Origin of the sequence: Aestuariibacter sp. A3R04 (assembly GCF_018860805.1) — a bacterium.
Classification (GTDB): domain Bacteria; phylum Pseudomonadota; class Gammaproteobacteria; order Enterobacterales; family Alteromonadaceae; genus Alteromonas.
On the sequence record NZ_JAHKQR010000002.1, the window covers coordinates 205151 to 229154 of the forward strand.

General features: G+C 48.0%; 17 protein-coding genes. 12 read left to right on the forward strand and 5 right to left on the reverse strand.

All coding sequences use genetic code 11. From position 1 onward, the window contains the following. Window positions 1–26: 26 nt before the first annotated feature. Together KO518_RS04210 and KO518_RS04215 are read right to left on the reverse strand one after the other, a co-directional pair. Entirely contained in the window at window positions 27–2003 is a 1977-nt protein-coding gene (locus KO518_RS04210; protein WP_216024585.1) for a glycoside hydrolase family 127 protein, read from the reverse strand. Between the two features lie 198 nt (window positions 2004–2201). Beyond that, window positions 2202–5012, reverse strand: coding sequence for a bifunctional aconitate hydratase 2/2-methylisocitrate dehydratase (locus tag KO518_RS04215; RefSeq protein ID WP_216024586.1), 2811 nt, complete (start codon window positions 5010–5012; stop codon window positions 2202–2204). Window positions 5013–5605: 593 nt separating this feature from the next. Here KO518_RS04215 and KO518_RS04220 point away from each other — a divergent pair. After that, window positions 5606–7558 carry an alpha/beta fold hydrolase gene (locus tag KO518_RS04220; protein WP_216024587.1) on the forward strand — a complete coding sequence of 651 codons (1953 nt, stop codon included), beginning with the start codon at window positions 5606–5608 and terminating at the stop codon, window positions 7556–7558. Between the two features lie 55 nt (window positions 7559–7613). Here KO518_RS04220 and tsaD read toward each other — a convergent pair whose 3' ends face one another. Beyond that, a complete protein-coding gene (gene tsaD, locus KO518_RS04225; protein ID WP_216024588.1) occupies window positions 7614–8627 on the reverse strand; it encodes a tRNA (adenosine(37)-N6)-threonylcarbamoyltransferase complex transferase subunit TsaD in 1014 nt (337 codons plus the stop codon). A 235-nt stretch (window positions 8628–8862) separates the two neighbouring features. Here tsaD and rpsU point away from each other — a divergent pair, with 235 nt between their 5' ends. From rpsU to tmpT, 9 genes are all read left to right on the forward strand, one after another. Continuing rightward, on the forward strand, window positions 8863–9078 hold the full coding sequence (rpsU, locus tag KO518_RS04230) for a 30S ribosomal protein S21 (protein ID WP_012517258.1): 216 nt from the start codon (window positions 8863–8865) through the stop codon (window positions 9076–9078). 90 nt (window positions 9079–9168) lie between these two features. After that, a complete protein-coding gene (locus KO518_RS04235; protein WP_216024589.1) occupies window positions 9169–9615 on the forward strand; it encodes a GatB/YqeY domain-containing protein in 447 nt (148 codons plus the stop codon). Window positions 9616–9698: 83 nt separating this feature from the next. Next, complete coding sequence (dnaG, locus tag KO518_RS04240; protein WP_216024590.1) at window positions 9699–11474, forward strand: DNA primase; 1776 nt, start codon at window positions 9699–9701, stop codon at window positions 11472–11474. Between the two features lie 293 nt (window positions 11475–11767). Then, window positions 11768–13606: an RNA polymerase sigma factor RpoD gene (gene rpoD / locus KO518_RS04245; protein ID WP_216024591.1), complete on the forward strand. Its 1839-nt coding sequence runs from the start codon at window positions 11768–11770 to the stop codon at window positions 13604–13606. Window positions 13607–13712: 106 nt separating this feature from the next. Then, a complete protein-coding gene (locus tag KO518_RS04250) occupies window positions 13713–14603 on the forward strand; it encodes a LysR family transcriptional regulator (protein ID WP_216024592.1) in 891 nt (296 codons plus the stop codon). A 92-nt stretch (window positions 14604–14695) separates the two neighbouring features. Continuing rightward, the gene (gene dgcN, locus KO518_RS04255) at window positions 14696–15691 is read left to right on the forward strand and encodes an N-acetyltransferase DgcN (protein WP_216024593.1); all 996 of its coding nucleotides are present in this window, start codon (window positions 14696–14698) and stop codon (window positions 15689–15691) included. Further along, window positions 15691–16677, forward strand: coding sequence for an N-acetyl-D-Glu racemase DgcA (dgcA, locus tag KO518_RS04260; protein ID WP_216024594.1), 987 nt, complete (start codon window positions 15691–15693; stop codon window positions 16675–16677). Before dgcN ends, dgcA begins: the two co-directional genes overlap by 1 nt. A gap of 174 nt (window positions 16678–16851) precedes the next feature. After that, on the forward strand, window positions 16852–17382 hold the full coding sequence (locus KO518_RS04265; protein WP_216024595.1) for an NADPH-dependent FMN reductase: 531 nt from the start codon (window positions 16852–16854) through the stop codon (window positions 17380–17382). Window positions 17383–17536: 154 nt separating this feature from the next. Next, the gene (gene tmpT / locus KO518_RS04270; protein WP_216024596.1) at window positions 17537–18172 is read left to right on the forward strand and encodes a thiopurine S-methyltransferase; all 636 of its coding nucleotides are present in this window, start codon (window positions 17537–17539) and stop codon (window positions 18170–18172) included. A gap of 55 nt (window positions 18173–18227) precedes the next feature. On the opposite strand, the gene KO518_RS04275 is transcribed toward tmpT, so the two are convergent. Continuing rightward, the gene (locus KO518_RS04275) at window positions 18228–21335 is read right to left on the reverse strand and encodes an efflux RND transporter permease subunit (RefSeq protein ID WP_216024597.1); all 3108 of its coding nucleotides are present in this window, start codon (window positions 21333–21335) and stop codon (window positions 18228–18230) included. Between the two features lie 2 nt (window positions 21336–21337). After that, window positions 21338–22396, reverse strand: coding sequence for an efflux RND transporter periplasmic adaptor subunit (locus tag KO518_RS04280; RefSeq protein WP_216024598.1), 1059 nt, complete (start codon window positions 22394–22396; stop codon window positions 21338–21340). Between the two features lie 354 nt (window positions 22397–22750). On the opposite strand from KO518_RS04280, the gene KO518_RS04285 reads away from it, so the two are divergent. Together KO518_RS04285 and KO518_RS04290 are read left to right on the forward strand one after the other, a co-directional pair. Further along, window positions 22751–23140 (forward strand): hypothetical protein, encoded by a 390-nt coding sequence (locus tag KO518_RS04285; protein WP_216024599.1) that lies wholly within the window; start codon window positions 22751–22753, stop codon window positions 23138–23140. 79 nt (window positions 23141–23219) lie between these two features. Then, a complete protein-coding gene (locus KO518_RS04290; protein ID WP_216024600.1) occupies window positions 23220–23987 on the forward strand; it encodes a class II aldolase/adducin family protein in 768 nt (255 codons plus the stop codon). Window positions 23988–24004 lie beyond the last annotated feature (17 nt).

Sequence of the window (24004 nt, forward strand, 5' to 3'; positions counted from 1 at the left end):
ATTCAGCCAATGTTAGAAGCTATCGCCTATTGCCAGATCACCGGCAAAAATACACTCATTTCCGCTTCGCCGCGATTGCTCCAGGCAAAGTAGGGAACAAACTGCGCTGTATAAGGTACAAATTCTGGCTTTGTTACGTCGCGGTACATACCCGGAGCATTGTCTTTACGCAACATAACCTCACCGTGAATAGTCGTAATGCCACCTAATAAATCCGGCTGATGTTGAGATGTAAGCGCAGTGGCACTAGGCAAATACACATCGGTAATACTCGTACCGGACGGTAAATCCGGTGATTCAACACAATACACCACTGGGCCGCGTTTAACGGCCACCTGGTTTCTAACCTCTTCGATTCGATGATGACCTTCAATGAGCTTTACTGACATCGGCATATCGAGTTCGATGGTATCGCCGGCTTGCCATTGGCGTGATAACACCGCAAATTTTCCCGACGTGAGAGTCACGGCTGCATCTTCACCATTAATTTTCAAGGTACTTTCTTTCGACCACTCGGGTATGCGAAGCATGATATCAAAAGCACTGTCTTTACAGTTTTCAATTGTAATAGTGACCAAACCGTTCCACGGGTAATGGGTTTCCTGCTTCAGTTCAAAAGGCGATCCATCAAGCATGGTGGTTTTCAGCTTATTGCTGCCATAGAGATTCACCGCAATGCCATTCTCGGCGAGGTTGTATGCCCACAAAGTGGATTTTGCAACTGTGCGAACCAGATTGGGCGGACAACAAAAACAATGCAGATATGGTTCGCGATCCGGCGACTCTGTATTCATGTTGTCGTAATCCCGGGCACCATTTATTTTGCGCAATGGGTTTGCGTAGTAGTATTTTGTTCCACAGACACTAATGCCAGACATCATTGAGTTGTGAAGTACCAACTCCATGATATCAGCATATTTTGATTCACCGTGAATACCCAGCATGCGATGACTAAACATAGCGTTACAAATGTTTGCGCACGTTTCGTTGTACGCGGTCAGGTTAGGCATCATATATTCATCAATAAAACCTTCTTCAATCATGTCTCTGCGGGGAGACGCGCCGTAGTGGGTCTGACCCACGGCTCCTGTGGCATACATCTTTTTCTGAGTCACGTTTTCCCACAAGCGATCTAAGGCATCAATCAGGGCTTTTTCACCGGTTTCCGCATACACATCAGCTGCACCCGCGTAATAATACAGTGCCAGCACAGCATGACCTGCAGCTTCCGTTTCCTCCCGCAGTGGCACGCGCTCTTGTACCATATCACCGATTGGATACCCTACGGTGGTATCGTCATGGACCATTTCTGACTGACCGCGGTTGTTTATAAATTGCTCGGCCAGGGTGAGATATGCTTTCTTACCGACGGTGCGGTATAGCTCTACCAGCCCCATGATCTGCGTTTGGTTAAAACCAAAACGACGTAGTTGTGGAGGATTGGGACCAAATATTTCTACCAGTAAATCCGCATTCTTTATCGCAATATCAAGAAAATTGCTTTTACCCGTCATGCGATGATGGATGCACGCTGCTGTATACAAGTGACCGCAATTGTACATTTCGTGATATTTGCGATTAGAGAAGTGAGGGATACCATGGATCTGAATGTAAGCGTGAAGGTAGCCGTCATCTTCCTGCGCTTCGGCAATAACAGCAATGATCTCATCCATTTCCTGTAACAGCTTTTGATCACCATTTAGCCCGTACATATAACATGCGGCTTCCATCCACTTAAAAAAATCGGCATCATGCCAATATTCACCGTCGAATTTTCCGTCAAAATCGCCGTTGACAATTTTGAAGTTATTTAATGCGTGACCAATTTCACCGGTGAGCAAACTCCCCATGTAAGGGATCATAGATTCTTCGCACAGCTTTGTCTTTTCTGCCCAAAACCCGGTTGTCCATTTACAGTCCCCCATAGAGATTGGACGAAGTGATACATGTGGGCTTTTGGACGTATCCACTTCCGTTTTACTGTGAGTACGTTGTGATGACATGGGAAACCTCTTTACCGTTATAAATCCAACATTATAAATTCCGATCAATATAAACATATGATGTTTAATTTTTCAATAAATTTTAACATTTATGCACACCATTGTGGGCCTTTAGAAACCTGGAGATATATGTCAGTGAACATAAAAAAAGCCCCAACATGTGGGGCTTTTCGCTATGTAAGAATCTGAAATTAACGCTTAGATGTTCTTAACCGCCACGCTTGGCTCAAACTTCGGCTTCACTGCTAAGTCTTCTGCAGGTGGCGCGAATTTAGTTAGGTCAATGCCCGCCACTGCCTGCTTATACTCTTCTGTTGTGGGGAAGCGTCCAAGTACTGTTGAAAGCACTACAAGCGGAGTTGAACCAAGTAGTGATTCACCTTTTTTGTCGTCAGCATCGGCAACAACACGGCCTTGGAACAAGCGAGTTGAAGTAGCAATTACCGTATCACCTGGTTCAGCTTTTTCTTGGTTGCCCATACACAGGTTACATCCAGGACGCTCCAGATAAAGGATATTCTCGTACTTAGTACGCGCCGCTTCTTTTGGCTTGGCATCATCAAACTGGAAACCGGCGTATTTAGCAAGAATGTCCCAATCGCCTTCGGCTTTAAGTTCATCAACAATATTATAAGTTGGCGGTGCAACAACCAATGGCGCTTTAAACTCAACAGAACCATTCAACTTCTCAAGGTTGCGCAGCATTTGTGCAATTATCTGCATATCGCCTTTGTGAACCATACAAGAACCGACGAACCCTAAATCTACTGGCTTACCATTGTAGTAAGAAACCGGACGGATAACATCGTGGGTATAACGCTTGGATACATCTTCGTTGTTTACGTCAGGGTCAGCGATCATTGGCTCATCGATTTGATCCAAATCCACAACCACTTCTGCGTAATACTTGGCGTTGTCGTCTGGCGCGAGTGCTGGTTCTTCACCAGATTTAATTTCAGCGATGCGCTTGTCTGCCAGGTCAATCAGGCCTTGAAGCATGTTAGCTTCGTTGTCCATGCCCTTGTCGATCATAATTTGAATACGACTCTTGGCAAGCTCAAGTGACGCAATCATGGTCTCATCGTTAGAGATACAGATTGACGCCTTCGCTTTCATTTCTGCTGTCCAGTCAGTGAACGTAAATGCTTGGTCAGCGAGCAATGTGCCAATTTGCACTTCGATAACACGGCCCTGGAATACGTTCTCGCCAGCGAACTGCTTAAGCATTTGTGCTTGCGTGGCGTGAACCACATCGCGGAAGTCCATGTGATCTTTCATGCTACCTTTAAAGGTCACTTTCACAGACTCTGGAATCGGCATTGCAGCTTCACCTGTCGCTAATGCCAGTGCAACCGTCCCTGAGTCAGCGCCGAAGGCAACACCTTTAGACATACGGGTGTGAGAGTCGCCACCAATGATAATAGCGCGGTCATCTACTGTGATGTCATTGAGCACTTTGTGAATAACGTCAGTCATGGCGTGGTAAACACCTTTAGGATCACGGGCTGTGATTACCCCAAAGTTATTCATGAAAGACATCAACTTAGGGATGTTGGCCTGCGCTTTTTTGTCCCAGACCGACGCTGTGTGACAGCCTGACTGATACGCACCATCCACGATAGGTGAAATGGTGGATGCCGCCATAGATTCCAGTTCCTGGCATGTCATTGGGCCTGTAGTGTCCTGAGAACCGACGATGTTCACTTTCACGCGAACGTCAGAACCTGCGTGTAGCGGTGCATCGGAGCTAACCCCCACAGCATTCCGGTTGAATATCTTCTCAACAGCAGTAAGGCCTTGGCCTTCATGAGATACTTCTTTTGAGGGTGCGTATACTTCTGGCGCTTCAATACCCAGTGTTCTAGCCGCAAAGGTCTGTAACTGCTTACCAAATACTACCGCGTATGAACCACCCGCTTTCATAAATTCAACTTTTTGCGGTGTGAAGGCGTCGGAAACGTCTACTAGCTCTTTATCACCGTTGTAGAGTTTTTTCGCTTTAGTATCGATGGTCAGCACAGTACCGGTTGCCACTGAATAAGCTTCTTCCAGTACCGGGTCGCCATTTGCATCGCGAACAATTTCACCGTTCTCGTCAGTCTTCTTAACCCAGTTTTTAAGGTCAAGACCAATACCACCGGTTACACCTACTGTGGTTAAAAAGATTGGCGCAATACCATTTGTCCCTGCAACCACAGGCGCTTTGTTGACAAACGGAATGTAAGGACTGGTTGGCTCGCCTGCCCAAAGTGCCACGTTATTTACGCCTGACATACGAGAAGAGCCCACACCCATCGTGCCTTTTTCAGCGATAAGCATCACTTTTGCGTTAGGGTGCTTTTTACCCAATTCAACAATCTCTTGCTGAGCTTCTGGACTAATCATGCACTTACCGTGAAGTTCACGATCGGCACGGGAGTGCGCCTGGTTACCTGGAGAAAGCAGGTCAGTGGAAATATCACCCTCTGCAGCGATATAAGTCACCACATCAATTTTTTCAGGAATGTCTGGGAGCTTTGTAAAGAACTCCGCTTTCGCATAACTTTCGAGAATATCTTTTACAATCGGGTTACCAGCTTTATAAGCTTCTTCTAAGCGCTCGGTGTCCGCGTCGTACAAGTAAACCTGGGTTTTTAAGACTTCAGCAGCCGGTTTTGCCACAGACTCATCGTTTGAAAGCGCAAGGTCTAACAGAACTTCTACAGACGGGCCGCCTTTCATGTGAGAAAGCAACTCCAACGCAAATTCAGGCGTAATTTCTTCTACTTTTTCTTCGCCAAGCACTATTTCTTTTAAGAATTGTGCTTTTACGCCTGCGGCGCTGGTAGTGCCTGGAAGGGTATTGTAAATAAAGAATTTCAGAGAATCTTCGCGGTGCTCGTTTGTGGTGTCTTTAATTTGAGCGATGATTTCAGACAGCAAATCTGCACTGTCGATAGGCTTAGGGTGAAGACCAAGTTCCGTTTTACGGGTCTCGATCTCTGCCAAATATTCTGAATACAAACTCATAGGGTTCTCTCGGTCTTAGATTTACGTGGGCGTAGTGTTAAGTCGGTCTTAGCTATACGCATATAAAAATGGCCGATAGTTTAACTGATTTTATCGCTGTGCGTAATAACTGAAGAAAAAGAGACCTAAAAAATCCCAATAAAAGAGGAGAAAATGTTCATTCTACGCGCATGATAGAAAGCCTTGCGCTATTTCATACTCGCTTCATCCAACAAACGCAGAAGTTGCTTCTGTTTTTCCCGGCTTGCATCTCACTGCATTTTGCGCTTCTATAGGTGACGTCCAGGCAGTATAAGCGCGTTACAAGGTAGTAGCGTAACGAACAGATAAATCACCTATACACAAGCGAAGCATGGTTATCTCAGGGATTGCACATCGTCGTTGTCACACCTCGTTGGCGCTTATCACATTGCTAAGCGCACATGACAGACTTTCTCTGTCACCAAGTAACGTTCAGCTCGATTGTAACAATCTCCTCTGGAACTTCACGCTTTGCGCGCAGTTTTTTACCCCTTCTAATGATGTACTAGCGCAAGTCGGCATGAGCCTATTTGCCCCCACTCAAACACCTAACGACAACAGGGATTAACTTCATGACACCTATAACGCAAACAGGCGCTATCTGCCTTGCAATTGCATTGGTACTCAGCGGATGTAGTCAACCGCACAGCGGTACTGCACAAGAAACACAATCTGAAACAAAAACTGTGAAACCAGTCACAACCTACAGTGCAGAAATCTTCTTTGATACCACCTCCATCATGGGCAGTAGCTTGTCACCCGACGGAAATAAAATACTCGTCAGTTCTGATGAAACAGGCATATTTAGTCTCTACGAAGTAGACATCGCCACCGGTACAAAAAATCAACTCACGGAATTTGAAGATACAACATACCCAGTGCGCTATTTTCCTAATGATGAGCGCGTGTTATTCACCAAAGACGCTGGCGGCAATGAACGCTACCATCTGTTTGTCCGGGGAACTGACGGAGAGGTTACAGATCTCACCCCCGGCGAGGAAACCCGAGCAAACTTCAACGGTTTTAATGACGATGGCAGCGCTTTTTATATCACTACAAACCAGCGTGACCCAAAGTTCATGGACTTATATAAGGTGAATAGTGAAAACTATGAAATCACGCCTGTGTATCAAAACACTATGGGGTTGGATGTCGGTGCAATCAGTCCAAACGGTCGCTACATTGCGTTGTTCAAAAGTAACAGCAACCGCGACAGCAATACCTATATTTTAGATACGCGTTTAAAGACCTTAAAGCCGCACCTTATTACCGCTCATGATGAGCCTGCTCAATATACGCCTGAAACCTTTTCCAAAGACAATCGTTACCTGTTCTACGCTACGGATGCAAAAGGTGAGTTTGCCCAGATATGGAAATACAACTTAGAGACAGAAGAACACAGCCCTGCCATTGAGGATGAGTGGGATGTTAGCTTTGTTTATTTTTCCCATTCAGGTCGCTATCGGGTGAGCGGTGTAAATGCCGATGCCAGCACCAAGGTAACGATATTGGATATGGAATCGGGCAAAGAAGTTCTGATGCCTCCTCTGCCAAATGGCAGTTTGCGCGGTGTCAATTTTTCAAAAGACGAGCGTAAGATGTCTTTTTATCTGAACGCTGATACCTCTCCCAGTAACCTTTTTGTGTGGGAAGTGGGCAGCAGTAAAGCCAAGCAACTCACGCAAACACTCAGTGATGCCATTAACCCCGATGACCTGGTAGAAAGCACGATTGTGCGATTTAAGAGTTTCGACGGTTTGGAAATCCCTGGCGTGCTGTATAAACCCAAGCACGCCTCACCCACCAATAAAGTGCCCGCGCTGGTGTGGGTCCACGGCGGACCGGGCGGACAAAGTCGCACCGGCTACAGCGCCACGCAACAACACCTGGTTAATCATGGCTACGCCATATTTGCAGTGAACAACAGAGGCAGTTCAGGTTACGGCAAAACCTTTTTCCATCTCGATGACAAAAAGCACGGCACTGAAGACTTACAAGACATTGTGTATGGCAAAAAATACCTGCAAACCCTCGATTGGGTTGATCAAGACAAAATTGGCATTATTGGCGGTAGCTACGGTGGTTTCATGACTGCTGCCGCCCTCGCCTTTGAGCCTGAAGAATTCGAAGTGGGTATCAATATCTTCGGGGTCACCAATTGGGTTAGAACCTTAAAATCAATTCCGCCTTGGTGGGAGAGCTTTAAAAAAGCCCTGTATGATGAAATGGGCGATCCGGTCACTGACGAGGCAAGACATCGGGCTATCTCCCCGCTCTTTCACGCCAGCAATATCACCAAACCGCTGATGGTTATTCAAGGTGCAAACGATCCAAGGGTACTTCAGGTGGAAAGCGATGAATTGGTTGCCGCGGTCAAAGAAAATGGCGTACCCGTTGAGTATGTATTGTTCGATGACGAAGGCCACGGTTTTACGAAGAAAGAAAACCGCATCACAGCATCAAATGCGTACGTGACTTTTCTCGATAAGTACCTAAAAGACGTCAAGCCAGAAAAAACACAATAAAAGTGGCTGATGATACAGCTGGCGTTTGCCGGCTGTATCGCTATTCTCTTTCTTCTTATACCGCCGGCAGTGTTTCCAGGGACCACCTCGGTTTAGCGGCAGCAGATAGATCACAGGTATGGCCGGCTTTGAGCCGCTGCATCCCCGCATAGGCGATCATCGCGCCATTGTCCGTACAAAACGCCAGGCCAGGGTAAAACACTTCGCCCTTCATATCTGACATCAGGGATGCCACAGCGGCGCGCAAATAGGAGTTTGCACTCACCCCGCCGGCTATAACCAACCGCTTCAGGCCAGTTTGTTTCAGTGCGCGGCGGCACTTGATGATTAATGTGTCCACCACGGCTTCCTGAAAAGCAAACGCTATATTGGCTTTGCTTTGTTCGCTGTCATCGGCATCCCGTATGGTATTGGCAGCAAAGGTTTTTAAACCGCTAAAACTGAAATCCAATCCCGGTCTGTCAGTCATGGGGCGAGGGAATTTATAATGTCCCCCCTCGCCTCTTTCAGCTAATTTGGCCAACAGGGGCCCGCCTGGGTAATCCAGCCCTAATAGTTTTGCGGTTTTGTCGAACGCTTCGCCAGCGGCATCATCAATAGATTCGCCCAATACCTCGTACTGCCCAATGCCTTGCACATTTACCAACATTGAATGCCCACCAGACACCAGCAATGCTATAAAGGGAAACGCTGGTGCATTGGCCTCAAGCATGGGAGCCAGCAGATGCCCTTCCATATGATGAACACCCACCGCCGGAATATTCCACGCGTAAGACAATGCCCGACCAACGGAAGATCCAACCAACAAAGCGCCTACCAGCCCGGGGCCTTGGGTGAATGCAATGCCGTCCAGTTCGCTACCTTTTGTGTTGGCATCGGTGAGAGCTTTCTGAATAAGAGGGATGATTTTTCTCACGTGATCCCGGGATGCCAGTTCGGGGACTACACCGCCGTAATCAGCGTGCAACTTTACCTGGCTGTAGAGTTCGTGAGACAATAACCCCTGCGCATCATCGTACACGGCCACGCCGGTTTCGTCACATGACGTCTCAATACCCAAAATTCGCATATTTTTCCCCACTGGCTGATTGCGGCGGCAAGTTTACCGCTAAACCGCCCCCCTGAAAATGGGTGATTAAGGCACAAAGGGCATTTTTAAGTAATATTGTCTAATTTATTGCCAGCTTCTGCTTTACAAAGCGCTCAGAAAAGAATAGAATTTCGCACCATTTTTAACCCGGGTGTCGATTTATCGCACACTTTTCACGCCCGGCTAATCAGTAAATTTTTGAGGTGAGAATTTAATGCCTATCGTTAAAGTCAGAGAAAACGAGCCGTTTGATGTCGCTCTTCGTCGTTTTAAACGCTCTTGTGAAAAAGCAGGTGTACTGTCAGAAGTTCGTCGTCGCGAGTTCTTCGAAAAGCCTACTTGGGAACGTAAGCGTAAAAAAGCGGCTGCTAAGAAGCGTCATCTGAAAAAGCTGGCTCGCGAAAACGCTCGTCGCGTAAAACTCTACTAAGATAGTGTTGGCTTTAACAAAGGTGCCTTAGGGCACCTTTGTTGTCTCAGGCCATCGGAAACTTGCTTTCATCAAAATAGAGAATAAATCATGGCATTGATTGACGAATTAAAAAACGCACAAAAAGATGCAATGCGTGCTAAAGAAAAACTTAAGCTTGGCACTATTCGCATGGCACTGGCAGCTATCAAACAAAAAGAAATTGATGAGCAAATCACGCTGGATGACACAGCTGTACTGGCTATTTTAACCAAGATGGTTAAACAGCGCGCCGACGCTGCAGCACAATACGATCAGGCTGGTCGTGAAGATCTCGCATCCACAGAGCGCGATGAAATCACTGTACTGGAATCTTTTCTGCCCCAACCCCTTACCGAAGAGGAAGTATCTGCGCTCATCGACGAAGCAATGGCTTCTACCGGCGCAACCGATATGCAAGGCATGGGTAAAGTGATGGGCTATTTGAAACCCAAAGTTCAGGGCCGCACCGACATGGGCGCCTTAAGCGGAAAGATCAAAGCGAAACTAAGCGCCTGAGAATTTTACGGCGCACGAATTCTTGTTGCGCCCTCATCTCTCCCTGATAAAGTACTCGTTGTTTATCATGAGTTCCAAGTGACATGTCTGGAAGAATACCCCGCGATTTTATCGATGATCTCCTTGCCCGCACCGACGTTGTCGATGTTGTCGACAGCCGGGTAAAGCTGAAAAAAGCAGGCAAAAACTACCAGGCCTGTTGCCCTTTTCACAATGAAAAAACCCCTTCGTTTACCGTAAGCCAGGACAAGCAGTTTTACCATTGTTTCGGCTGTGGCGCCCATGGCAATGCTATTTCTTTCATTATGGAGTTTGACCGTCTAGATTTCGTTGAAGCCGTGGAAGATTTGGCTAGGTTACACGGTTTGGAAGTGCCCCGTGAGCAAGGCAGCCGCCCGGCCATGTCGGAAGAGAAGCGTCAGCAACAACAAGACGATTATGCCTTAATGGAAAGCGTAACTCGCTTTTTTCAACAACAGTTACGTCAACATGCCAATAGCCCTAAAGCGATTGAGTATCTAAAAAAACGCGGGCTGTCTGGTGATATCGTCAAACGCTGGGAAATTGGCTACGCCCCTGGTGAATGGGACGGCTTGCTCAAAACTTTTGGCACGGACACTCCCAGGGTTAAACAACTTATCGAATTAAAGCTGGTCAACCAAAATGATCGCGGAAAAACCTATGACTTTTTCCGCGACCGCATCATGTTTCCTATCAGAGACAGACGGGGTCGTGTCGTTGGCTTTGGTGGTCGCGTTCTGGATGACGGCGGTCCTAAATATCTGAACTCGCCGGAAACCCGTATTTTCCATAAAGGCTATGAGCTATTCGGCTTTTATCAAGCCAAACAAAGCCAACGGCATTTAGATAAAGTTATCATCGTCGAAGGGTATATGGATGTCGTGGCACTGAGCCAGTACGACATCAATATTGCGACGGCGGCCTTGGGAACGGCAACAACACCTGAACACCTGAGCATGTTGATGCGTAGCACATCACACATCGTTTGCTGTTACGACGGTGACAGAGCAGGGCGCGAGGCAGCTTGGAGGGCACTTGAAAACGCCCTGCCGGCGCTTAAAGACGGAGTTAAACTCACCTTTTTGTTTTTGCCCGACGGTGAAGACCCGGACACCATGGTTCGAAAGATTGGCACTGACGCCTTTCTCAAACTCACCGACAACGCGTTACCACTGTCGCGATTTTTCCTAGAATCACTGTTAAAAAATCACGAAGTGGGTACGCCGGAAGGAAAAATGGCAATGAAGGCTGCGGCGCAACCACTTATCGACCAGGTACTTGGCGATAACCAGCGCGACATGCTGCAAGAAGAGCTAGCAAAACATGTCGGTGAGTATGATCGCTTTCGCTTGCAACAGGATATCCAGCAGGCCAGACAATCCAGTCAACGACCTGTTTATACGGGAAAAAACCAGCAGAAAACCCAGATTTCTCCTGTGCGAACTATGGTAAGGTTGCTGCTGGATAACCCTGCCCTTGCCCACAAGCACCCCTCGTGTACGCCTAAAGTTCTGGCAAACAGCGGGGTATCTGGTATTCACGTACTGATTGATATTCACGATTTTTGTTTGCATCACCCAAGAGCAACGACGGCACAGGTACTTGAAAACTTCCGCAACCATCCCCATTCTGCTGTCATTGCGAAACTACTGTTACAGGAACACCTGATAAGAGAAGACGATGCTGACACTGTGTATTGCGACAGTTTCGCAAGGTTACTGGACTGGCATTTCGACAGCCGAATTGAAACGCTCATTTCACGCTCTCGGGTTCAGCCCCTCTCGCAACAGGAAAAAACGGAATTAACACTGCTGATGAAGGAACGTCAAAAGTCATAAAAATTGGCGCGTTGTTGAAAAAACACGCTGAACATCTGGTCAAAAATGGTGTCTATCTGTTATACTGTCTAATTCGCTGCAGGCAGCTTTATCAATACACACATTGGTTTTTTGCGAACCCGAATAGCCCATGAGGCGCGATGAAAAGGTGTATTGTCATAGCGGGGGGAAGAACAGCAGCCATTGTTCTGACAGGTGCGGTAACAAACGAACAGCAAGCATGTACAAGACGGCACAAGCCGGTTTTGGCGTGCTTTTTTGCTTAATAATTAAATGTGAGAAGTGTAGGTTATATGGCGCAAAGCAAGCAGTCTCAGATTAAACTCCTGATTGCAAAAGGTAAAGAGCAGGGTTACTTAACCTTTGCAGAAGTAAATGACCACCTGCCGCAAGATATTGTCGACTCTGATCAAATCGAAGACATCATTCGCATGATCAACGACATGGGCATCACCGTTTCTGAATCAGCACCAGATTCCGACGAACTGCTGATGCAGGAAACCACTGCCGATGAAGACGCTGCGGAAGCAGCTGCTCAGGCGCTGGCAACCGTTGAAAGTGAGATCGGCCGAACGACAGACCCCGTGAGGATGTACATGCGGGAGATGGGTACAGTTGAACTGCTGACGCGTGAAGGCGAAATTGAAATTGCCAAACGTATTGAAGACGGTATAAACCAGGTACAGTGTTCCGTTGCTGAATACCCTGAAGCAATTACTTATTTGCTCGAACAATGGGATTTGTACGAAGCAGAAGAAATTCGCTTGGGTGACATTATCTCAGGGTTTGTAGATCCGAATGAAGAGCAGGATTTAGCCCCAACGGCCACCCACATTGGTTCTGAGTTACCAGCCGAAGAACTGGATGACGAAGACGACGATGAAGACGAAGACGACGATGACAGTGATGACGACGATACTGGTGTAGATCCGGAACTGGCCCGTGAGAAGTTTTCTAAACTTCGCGAGCAGTATCTGAAAACCCGTGCCGTTATTGAAGCGCATGGTCGTGCCGACAAGAAGTCCCGAGAACAGATCACCATACTCAGTGAAGTGTTCAAAGAATTCCGCTTGGTGCCTAAGCAGTTTGACCGCATGGTTAAAAACATGCGTGACATGATGGACAAGGTGCGTATTCAGGAACGTCTTGTCATGAAGTACTGCGTGGTGAACGCAAAAATGCCGAAGAAAGATTTTATTAAGGCATTCGCGGGCAACGAGACAACAACTAAGTGGCTGGAAGCCACGTTGGCTTCAGGCGCGCCTTATACCAACATGCTTTTAAATTACAAAGAAGACATTGAGCGCTCCGTATCTAAGATGAACCAGGTAGAACAGGAAACTGGTCTGGTTATTTCAGATATCAAAGATATCAATCGCCGTATGTCTATTGGTGAGGCGAAAGCCCGTCGGGCGAAGAAAGAAATGGTTGAAGCGAACCTGCGTCTAGTAATTTCTATCGCAAAGAAATACACCAACCGCGGTTTGCAATTCCTGGATTTAATTCAGGAGGGCAACATCGGCTTGATGAAAGCTGTAGACAAGTTCGAATACCGTCGTGGATATAAGTTTTCAACCTATGCCACGTGGTGGATTCGCCAAGCGATTACTCGTTCAATTGCTGATCAGGCGCGGACCATCCGTATACCGGTTCACATGATCGAAACCATTAATAAACTGAACCGTATCTCTCGCCAGATGCTTCAGGAAATGGGTCGCGAGCCTACGCCGGAAGAATTGTCGGAACGCATGGCTATGCCGGAAGATAAGATCCGCAAGGTACTCAAGATAGCTAAAGAACCTATCTCCATGGAAACGCCCATCGGTGATGATGAAGATTCGCATTTGGGTGACTTTATCGAGGACAGCACAATTATTCAGCCCCTCGATTCGGCCACCGGCGGCAGCCTGAAAGATGCCACTCAGGAAGTATTAGCTGGTTTGACCGCGCGTGAGGCCAAAGTGCTGCGCATGCGTTTCGGTATCGACATGAACACTGATCATACCCTGGAAGAAGTGGGCAAGCAGTTTGATGTTACCCGAGAGCGCATTCGTCAAATCGAGGCCAAAGCACTGCGCAAGCTCCGTCACCCGAGCCGCTCAGAACAGCTGCGCAGTTTCTTAGACGAGTAATCTCGCCTAACCATCGCAAAAAGCCACCTGACGGTGGCTTTTTCATTTGCAGTACTCCCCACATTTGTTTTACCGTTATCAGGCCTTTCGCTCCCAAGGATTGATAATGCGCCTACGCCATATCGAAGTTTTCCATGCCATATACACCACAGGCTCCATTACAGGTGCCGCTAATATGCTCTATGTTTCTCAGCCTTCCGTATCAAAGGTACTGGCTCATGCTGAACAACAATTAGGTTTTTCTCTGTTTCATCGCAACAAGGGCAAGCTATCGCCTACTGCGGAAGCTGAGATGATGTTTCCGGAGATAAATAAAATCTATCAACAACTCAACACGGTTAAACAACTCGCACAGAACATCCAGCGGGGAAAAAGCGGGATGATAAATATTGCCGTTACACCCGCATTGGGCTTCGATGTGTTACCCAAAGCGATGCAATTGTTCAACCAAGCTCATCCTGAAGTGGCAATTAACATTAAGACCGTACACAATACAGAGGCACTGCAGTCGTTACTGGAACACAAATGCGACGCTGCCATTTTATATTCTTCCCCCAGTCTCCCCGGCGTCGTTGAACGCAAGTTATCGAGCCAGGAAATGGTCGTCATGTACCCGAAAGATGCCTTTGACGACACGCCTGAATTTATGACCTTAGAAGATTTACAAGCTCAGGATATAATCGGTATATGGGAAAGTGGTCCCCTTGGAGAAATGGCTTGGCGCCACATTGAACAGTCGGGCCTGAATATCGAAACCCATATTCAGGTTGATACCTACTACATTGCCGCCCGAATGGTAGACGCTGGCTTGGGGTGTTGTCTTGTGGACCGACTGACGGCAGAGGGGAATAAGACGGAAAAAACCGGCATTGCCCGCTTTGAACCGAAGCTGCGTTTCGACGTTAAAGCACTTTCACTGAGTAGCCGGTCGTTGGCAAAAGTCTGCGACAGCTTCCTGGACACGCTCACTAACGTGATTGCCTGCCATGGGCAATAACCTTACGTTATAGGTCGCCTAAAGGAAGCTAATTATCATTCACTGCCTAACTTTTTAAGATGGATAACTATTTTAAACTGTTAGGAAATCACATGGTTTTATCCCCGCCATATTTGCTTTTTATCGGCGACGCCACTGATCCATTGAGCATAAAAATGGCTAAAAGCGTTGCTGATTGGAATCCGGCGGCCTGTGTCGGTGAATGTAAACTTCCAGGTTGCACCGTTTCGACAGGCTGTTCACCAATGAGCATTCAGGAAGGTGCCAAGGCAGGAGCAAATACGTTTGTTTTGGGTTTTGCAAATAGCGGCGGCATTATTGACACTGCTTGGATCCCGACCATTATTGAAGCCATTGAGGCGGGCATGCATGTGGTAAGTGGGCTGCACGACAAACTCACAGACATTCCTGAGGTGGTGGCCGCAGCAAAAAAACATGGTAAAACACTTACTGATATCCGTCATCCAACCACGCGGTTTAACACTGGGAAGGGGCTAAAACGCAGTGGTAAACGACTTTTGACTGTGGGGACCGATTGCTCAGTGGGCAAAATGTATACGTCTCTCTCTTTGGCCAACGCCATGAATAAGGCTGGCAAAAAGGCAACGTTCAGGGCAACCGGACAAAGCGGTATTTTGGTTGCCGGTGAAGGCGTTGCTATTGACTGCGTAGTAGCTGACTTTATCTCAGGCGCAGTAGAAACCCTTAGCCCGCACAACGATGACGATCACTGGGATATTATTGAAGGCCAGGGTTCGTTATCGCACCCGGCATTTGCAGGAGTTAGTCTCGGCCTGTTGCACGGTTCCCAACCTGATGCCCTGGTAATTTGCCACGCGCTAAATCGCTCGCACATGCGAGGATTACCGCACTACCCTCAGCCGACTCTGGAAGATGTAATAGCGATGACAACTAAAGCAGCCAGCCTGACCAATCCCCATGTGAAAGTAGTGGGCATTGCCGTTAACACGTCCAGTGTTTCTGAAGACGACGCGCGACAATACTGTGCAAAAACCAGTGCAGACCTCGGTTTACCTTGCACGGATCCGCTGCGATTTGGTGTCGACAGCATTGTGGAGCAACTGTGATGGCGTTGACGTTCACGGTAAACCGGGAAACCTTTCCTCTGGCTCAGGTGTTTAGAATTTCTCGCGGTGCGAAAACAGCAGCAGAAGTTATTATTGTCACCGTTTCTGACGGTACACATACCGGTTGGGGCGAGTCAGTACCCTATGCTCGCTATGGGGAATCTCTCGAAAGTGTCACCGCACAAATTGAAGCTGTTATACCGTCATTGGCAAACTTAACGGACCATAATAAACTGCCAGACTTACTGCCGGCGGGTTCTGCCAGAAACGCTCTGGATTGTGCGTTTTGGGATTTAACCGCCAAGGTATCTGGTAGCCCCGTATCATCGTTACTCGCGCTTCCCGTGTCGCAACACTGCTTTACTGCTCAAACCATTAGTGTAGACACCATTGACAATATGCGTGCATCGGCTGCTAAACTGCAAGGCGCACCACTTATTAAAGTGAAGCTCGACCCTGATTCCGTCGTCGAAAAAGTTCGTGCAATCCACCAAGCGAGTCCCCAAAGCCAGCTCATTGTGGACGCCAATGAGGGATGGACTGTTGATGCATTAAAAGCTGTAGCCAATGATCTCAAAGCCTGTAATGTCGTTCTGATAGAACAACCCGTGCCAGCCAATGAAGACGCTGCGCTAGAAGGATACCACTGCCCTGTTCCACTGTGTGCTGACGAGTCATGTCACACCAGTGATAACCTGGAAACCTTGCGAAAGCGCTATCAGGCTATCAATATTAAATTGGACAAAACAGGCGGCCTCACAGAAGCAGTCGCCCTTTACAAACGCGCCAAGGCCATGGATTTCTCCATCATGGTCGGCTGTATGGTGGGAACGTCACTTGCTATGGCACCGGCATATCTGCTTTGCGATGGCGCCGATTTCGTAGATCTCGATGGCCCTTTACTCATAGCTAATGATCGGCCAAACGGCTTTGTATTTGAAAACGGAAACATGACTTGCCCCAAAAACTTTTTATGGGGGCTGTAATCGCCCCTTTCATGCGCGTTCTATTGTGTATAAGACCGCCTTTCATTATTACATTTTTTTGTAGGCATTCTATAAAATAGAACGATTTGTCTTCATTTTATCGCTTATTTACCGGCTCAAGATGACGTATCTTATCAATACACATTTGTTGAACTCGTTTTTATAGGATTTGTCATGAAAATTGTTGCTTTCGGTGCCAGCACCAGTCAAACATCTATCAATAAAGCCCTCGCCACTTATACTGCGCAACTGGTTGAAGACGCTGAGGTTCAGGTATTGAATTTGGCCGACTACTCTGTACCCATATTCAGTGAGCAAACTGAAAAAGACATTGGCCAGGCAGAAGGGGCAAAGCGTTTTTTGGCTGATATTGCTTCCGCGGACGCGCTGGTTATTTCTTTCGCAGAACACAACGGGCACTACCCTGCTGCTTATAAAAACCTGTTTGACTGGGCGACCCGCATTGACCGCAAAGTATACGCTGACAAGCCAGCGGTATACCTGGCTACTTCACCGGGCCCTGGTGGCGCTAAGTCAGTTTTGGGTGCCGCTACGCAGTCCGCCGGCTTCTTTGGTGGTAACATAAAAGCGTCGGTGTCAGTGGCTAATTTTTATGATGTTTTCGATTTAGAAACAAATACAGTGAAGAATGAAGACATCGCTTTGCAACTCAAGCAAGCAGCAGCGGCGTTAACAGGCAAGTAATCCTCCAAAGGGCAGCAACCGCTGCCCGCACGTCAGCCCCTTGCTTTTCTGGAGGTGAATTCTTTCAGCACTGATTGCAAGACTTAAAGGATGGTGTTTTTGCAGATGCGTCTAGGGTAAAATACCATTTTATCGGTAAGACAAGGGCAACTGTGTGGACCGCGAATTTTGGCTGCAAAAATGGCAGAATAATGAAACCCATTTCCATGAACCTAATGCTAACCCGTTGCTCACCGGAAATTTTCATCATCTGAATATAAAAGAAGATCAAACTGTATTTGTTCCACTGTGCGGAAAAACCCTGGATATATCATGGTTGATAGCCCAGGGCTTAAACGTGGTGGGTGCGGAGCTCAGTCAACTGGCAGTAGAGAATTTATTTGAGCACCTCGGAGCCGAGCCTACAATCAGCCATATGGGTAATGTCCTTCGGTATGAAACCCATGGCGTCACTATCTTCTGCGGCGATATTTTTGACCTCTCAGCTCCAGTAATGGGGAAGGTTGACGCGGTTTATGACAGAGCGGCATTGGTAGCCCTGCCCCTTGAAATGCGTAGGCGCTACTCTGAACACTTGCGAATGATTTCAGGCTGCGCCCCACAATTGCTAGTTACCTTCGAGTACGATCAGGAAAAGCTAAATGGCCCGCCTTTTTCTGTACCCGACAACGAGGTTGAACAACATTACCTTTCCAGCTATTCACTAACGCTGCTACACAGGCACGCCATCGACCTCAAGGGAAAAGTACCTGCAACAGAGGACGTTTGGCTCTTGCGCCCGCGGCCCTGATGCTATACTCATTTATCAACGGGCACTAAAACGTGCCCGTTGTTATAGGCTCTCCCTACTCAGGTTCACCTTTGCGGTACGGAATTGCACTGTCTTGCTCCACCAGCCTTTTCTCCCGCGCTTGTGGTGAACCTGTGTGTCTGGCAAATGCAGCATAAGCCGTTGGCACGATGTACAAGGTCATGAAGGCGGACACAATAACGCCAGCAAAAATAACCATACCAATGACCATGCGGCTTTCCGAGCCCGGCCCACTTGCCAATACCAGTGGTAGAGCACTAAATACGGTGGTAAATCCAGTCATCACAATAGGGCGAAGTCGCTGTGCCGCAGCACGGCGCAACGCTTCTTCGAATTCAATACCCGCGTCCCGCAGCTGGTTGGCAAACTCAACTATCAGGATCCCGTTCTTGGCTGCTAGGCCAATTAACATTACCAACCCAATTTGGCTGTAAATGTTCACAGTCATACCAGATAAATACAAACCAATAAATGCCCCCACCAGGGCCAATGGCACCGTAAGCATAATCACTAACGGGTGAATCCAGCTTTCAAACTGCGCAGCCAAAATTAAGTAAGTGACTGCCAGAGCCAGCGCAAACACAAAAATGAAAGAATTGCCGGCCTCGTGATATAGCTGAGATTCCCCTTTGTAATCAATAGATACCTGATCGGGTAATTCAGTGCGAACAATTTGCTCCAGGAAACTCAACGCTTCGCCGACAGTATATCCAGGCGCAAGGTTTGCTGTAATAGTTATCGCCCGCATGCGGTTGTAGCGATTGAGCAATGCCGATGTTGCCTGCTCTTCTACGGTAAGCAGGTTATCCATGGGAATAAGTTGACCAGTGCGCTGAGAGCGAACATACAGATTGTCGATGCTGCTCGGGCTGCGATAATCCGCCTCGATACCTTCCATAATAACATCGTATTCTTCTCCTCTGTCGAGGTAGGTAGACACCCTGCGTTGCCCTAGCATAACTTCCAATGTGCGACCAATATCAGAAATCGACACGCCTAAATCTGCGGCCCGGTCGCGTTCGATATTTATGAGTAACTGGGGGGAGGTATCCTTGTAGTCAGAATCAAGACGCACCAGCCCAGGGTTCTCTCTGGCTTTCTCCATAACAATATCTCGCCAGGCCACCAGATTTTCGTATGTATCACCTTGTAGCACAAATTGAACTGGCCGACTTGTTCCGCCACTTATACCACTGCGCATAATGGCAAATGCCCTGACATCAGGCACAGCTTCCAGTTTCTTCGAAATTTCATCCATCAGTTCAAAAGAAGTAAATTCTCGTTCATCCCAGGGAATGACCCCCACAATGGCCACGCCTGCATTGGTACCAAAGCCAGGTGTTCTTACCAGCAACCGGTTAATAACCCCTTCCTCGCGATACGGCATAAGAATGGCTTCAATTTGGCGTAGGTTTTCGGCATTACTTTCAAAAGACGCCCCCTCCTGGCCTTGCATCAGAATAAAGAAATTTCCGCGGTCTTCTGTGGGTGTGAACTCGCTGGGTATTTTCGCAGACAATTGCCAAATGAGTACCAGGGCAATAATAAACAACAAAGCCATGAGCCAGGGTTGATGGATGGTTTTATCCAGACTGTTGTAGTATCCGCCCTCTATTCGTTTAAACCTGCTATCGAGCCACTTTCCAAACCCTTTAGAGCGTGACTTCTTCTTCAACAGCTTAGACGCCATCATCGGCGACAGCGACAGCGCAGTGAAGCTGGAAAATGCCACTGCAGCAGCCATGGCTAAGGCAAACTCGGTGAATAATCTGCCTATATTTCCCTCCAGGAATACCAATGGAACAAATACCGAGATAAGCACTAGTGTGGTAGCTATTACCGCAAATCCTACTTCCTTGGCACCGCGATATGCGGCCAACAACGGCGGCTCTCCCAACTCGATTCGACGATAAATATTTTCCAGTACCACAATAGCATCATCGACTACCAGGCCAATGCCAAGTACCATCGCGAGCAATGTCAGCAAGTTGATAGAAAAACCCAGCATGTACATCACGATGAATGCGCCGATCATAGAAATCGGTACGGTAACGGCTGGAATTAGTGTCGCCCGGACGTTGCCGAGAAAGAGATAGATCACAACAACCACTAATATCATGGCAATGATCAAGGTGTTGTACACCTCGTTAATAGATTCTTCGATGAATACCGAGGAGTCGTAACTCGGCACGATAAATATGTTGTCTGGCAGGGTTTTTTCAATGTTGGCAATTTGCGCTTTTGCAGAACGCACAACTTCCAGGGTATTGGCTTTCGACTGCTTAATAACCCCCATACCAATCATATTAACGCCGTCACCGCGGAATTCATTCTCATCGTCTTCAGGGGCCAGCTCCACCCTGGCAATTTCTCCCAGTCGCACTAAATAGCCATCGGAACCCACACCCACAGTAAGCTGAGCAAAGTCATCCGGAGTAAGGTATGAACGCGCCACCCGGACTTCAAAATCACGGTCGTTAGACTCCACTTCCCCGGCAGGCAATTCCACATTTTCAGAGCGAATAACCGATTCAACATCAGTCACGGTTATGCCTCGCGCAGCCATGGCGTTGCGGTCGAGGAACACCTTCATGGCGTAGGTGCGTCCACCGCCCAAACGAACTCTAGCAACGCCGTCGGCGATAGATAAGCGATCCACCAGGAAGCGTTCGGCATAATCGGTGAGTTCCATGGCATTGAGGTTGGTGCTGCGCAAATTAAACCACACAACGACGTCCTCGTCGGAATTCTCCTTCGACACCTCGGGCGGATCCGCCTGTTCGGGCAAGTTGTTTAATGCCCGGCTTACCCGCTCTCTGACATCGTTGGATGCCGCGTCAATATCGCGACTTAACTGGAACTCGATGGAAATGGAAGAGCGGCCGTTTCTGCTGGTTGAGGTAATATTCTTGATCCCCTCAATGCCGCTTATGCGGTCTTCGAGTAGCTGAGTAATACGGGTTTCAACAATATTGGCCGACGCCCCGTCATAATTGGTATTTATAGATACGATGGGCGGATCAATATCAGGGTATTCACGCAGCGACAGCATGCTAATAGCCACAATACCAAAGATGACTACTAAGAGGTTTATCACCGATGCAAACACCGGTCGTTTCACAGATACATCAGATAGCCACATGATTACTGTCCGCCCTGATTCAGCACGCGCACTTTAGACCCTTGCTGTACCCTGAGTGTCCCTTCAGTGACGACAACTTCACCTTCAGATAGCCCACTGACAACTTGCACAATACCCGGTTTTCTCTCACCGATGACGACTTCCCGTTGTTCTACCGTGTTGTCACTGACGACAAAAACATACTGCCTGTCCTGCACGGGCACCAAGGCTTTTTCCGGAATAATGAGGGTCTGAAGCACCCGCTTTTCCAATGTGATCTGCAATAACATCCCTGGCCGTAACTGCTTGTTTTCGTTTGCGATGAGCGCTCTTACTAATACAGATCGCGACACCGGGTCAATACGGGTATTGACAGCACTGATCGTTCCCTCAAACGTGCGCCCGGGATAGGCCACTGAACGAGCCACCACCCGCTGCCCCGTTTTCAGACTGGCCAGCTGCCCTTCCGCTACGCTAAAATTCACTTTAATTACGCTAATATCGTCTAAGGTTGTGATCACATCTCCGGGCTGAATCAAGGAACCTTTGCTGATTTCGCGAATACCTAATACGCCGGCAAACGGCGCTTTAACTTGTAAATTGTCAAGCTGAGCCTTAGCGACATCCAACTGGGCCTCAAGACTTTTCACCCTGGCCTGTTGCTCGTCGACAATCTGCTCTGACGCCGCCCGTGTTTTGACCAGATTTTCAACCCGTTCCAACTGTCTTTTTGCTTCACTGATGTTAGCTTCCAGTTCCGCGATTCTGGCCCTTTCTTCAGCGTCATTCAGCTGCACAAGGCGCTGACCAGCTTTGACTTCTTCGCCGTCCTCAAATAGCACACTGGTCACTCGTTCTGTTTGCTGTGCGGTAATCGTCAACGACTCGTTGGCATTGGCTGTACCCAGTGCTTCAATCGTCACCGGAAAGGTTTGCATGGTGACTGATGTCACTTTCACGGGAGTAGGAAGCTTGGCTGCTGATTGCTTTTGTGTAGTATCTGGTAAATTGATGTAAACCAGAAAACCTCCCAACGCAAGAACACCTAAAACAAGTGGCGAGAGAAGAGCTTTTTTAAACATGTAATGATTCCTATCAACAAAATAACCGCCTAAGCACAGTACCTTCACATGCGCGGATAATACGCCTGCGGGCAGCACGTGAGGAAATACGTTGTGTCTTGGCTGGAAATATCATGCGAGCACGGTACGCGACTCGTTTTTTCTTGTTATACTGCCGAGCTATTCCCAGGGCGTTGGAAATCGCAGCGATCTTATTATTGTATGTTCTTTATTCTACCTACTCTTGTGTGTTTTAGGGCGCGCTTATCAGTCGTATTGTTGCTTTTACCGCTTTTCGGCTGCTCCCAGGCTCCGGCTCCGGCAACTTGCAGAAGTCAGCTCCCGCCACAGCAAGTCAATGGCACCGCCGCCTGCTTGCTGATCGCAAAAGACGGGGTGCTGTTACTGGAAAACGAACAATACCTGTTGTCACTTCCCGCACTTGATACCACCGACCACCCCGACGCCCAATGCGCACTTCATCAACACATCTGGCATCAAACCGGTATCAATGTTGAAGTAGGCGCTCGACTAATTGCAACAAAGAAAGGGCTGACCATTTACCATTGCGAGGAATCTGCCGGGCTGGCCGGTATCACCCATCCTTTTTCGACCCCAGACTGGACTCACGCGTCCTTAGCCTGGGTTTCACGAGACCCCTTCGCTCTTACTATTAAAGCCATGGCTAACCGGGATGAACTAATACCGCTGCGCGATGCATTCACGCGCTGGAAAAAGACAACGACAGACAGTAAAAAAGAATAACTCAGACGATTTCTGTGATTGTTGAGCGCGATGTCGTCTGCTACTTTGTATGAATGAGATTCAATAAGGAATCACTCCCATGTTTGAACTTGAACACAGTAGTTTGAAAGGTAAAGTGTCTGAGGAAGAATGGCAGACCCGTGTAGATTTGGCCGCCTGCTACCGACTCGTCGCCGATATGCGTTGGGGCGATCTGATATATACCCATATATCGGCAAAGGTGCCGGGTACGAATCACTACCTGGTCAACGCTTTTGGCCTGACGTTCGATGAAGTTCGCGCCTCCAATTTGGTAAAAGTCGACTTAGATGGCAATGTCCTCGACGGCTCGCCATACTCTATCAACCCTGCTGGCTTTACAATTCACAGTGCCATTCACGAAGTTCGTGAAGACGCCAAATGTGTTATTCACCTGCATACCAAAGCCACCATTGCCATCGCATCTGTAAAAGGCGGGCTCAGGCCTTGGAGCCAATATTCACTGTTCTCATTATCATCGTTGAGTTATCACGGATACGAAGGGCTAGCAGTGGATAAAAACGAACGAAAACGCTTGCAAGACGACCTCGGCAGCACTAACCACATGCTACTGCCAAACCACGGAGGGCTCACCCTTGGACCGACAGTAGGCGACGCTTTTATGCGCTTTTACGACCTAGAACGCGCCTGCGATATACAACTGGCATTAATGCAGTCCGGGCAAGACGTAATTGAAATTCCCGATGCTATCATCCGCGGCATATACGAACAGGCCAGCATTGTTCATTCCGGGGAAACCGGCGGTCAGAAAGCCTGGCCTGCCATGCTGAGAAAAGCATATAAACTTGACCCTACGTTTTGCGAATAATCACCAAAAGGTAAGCG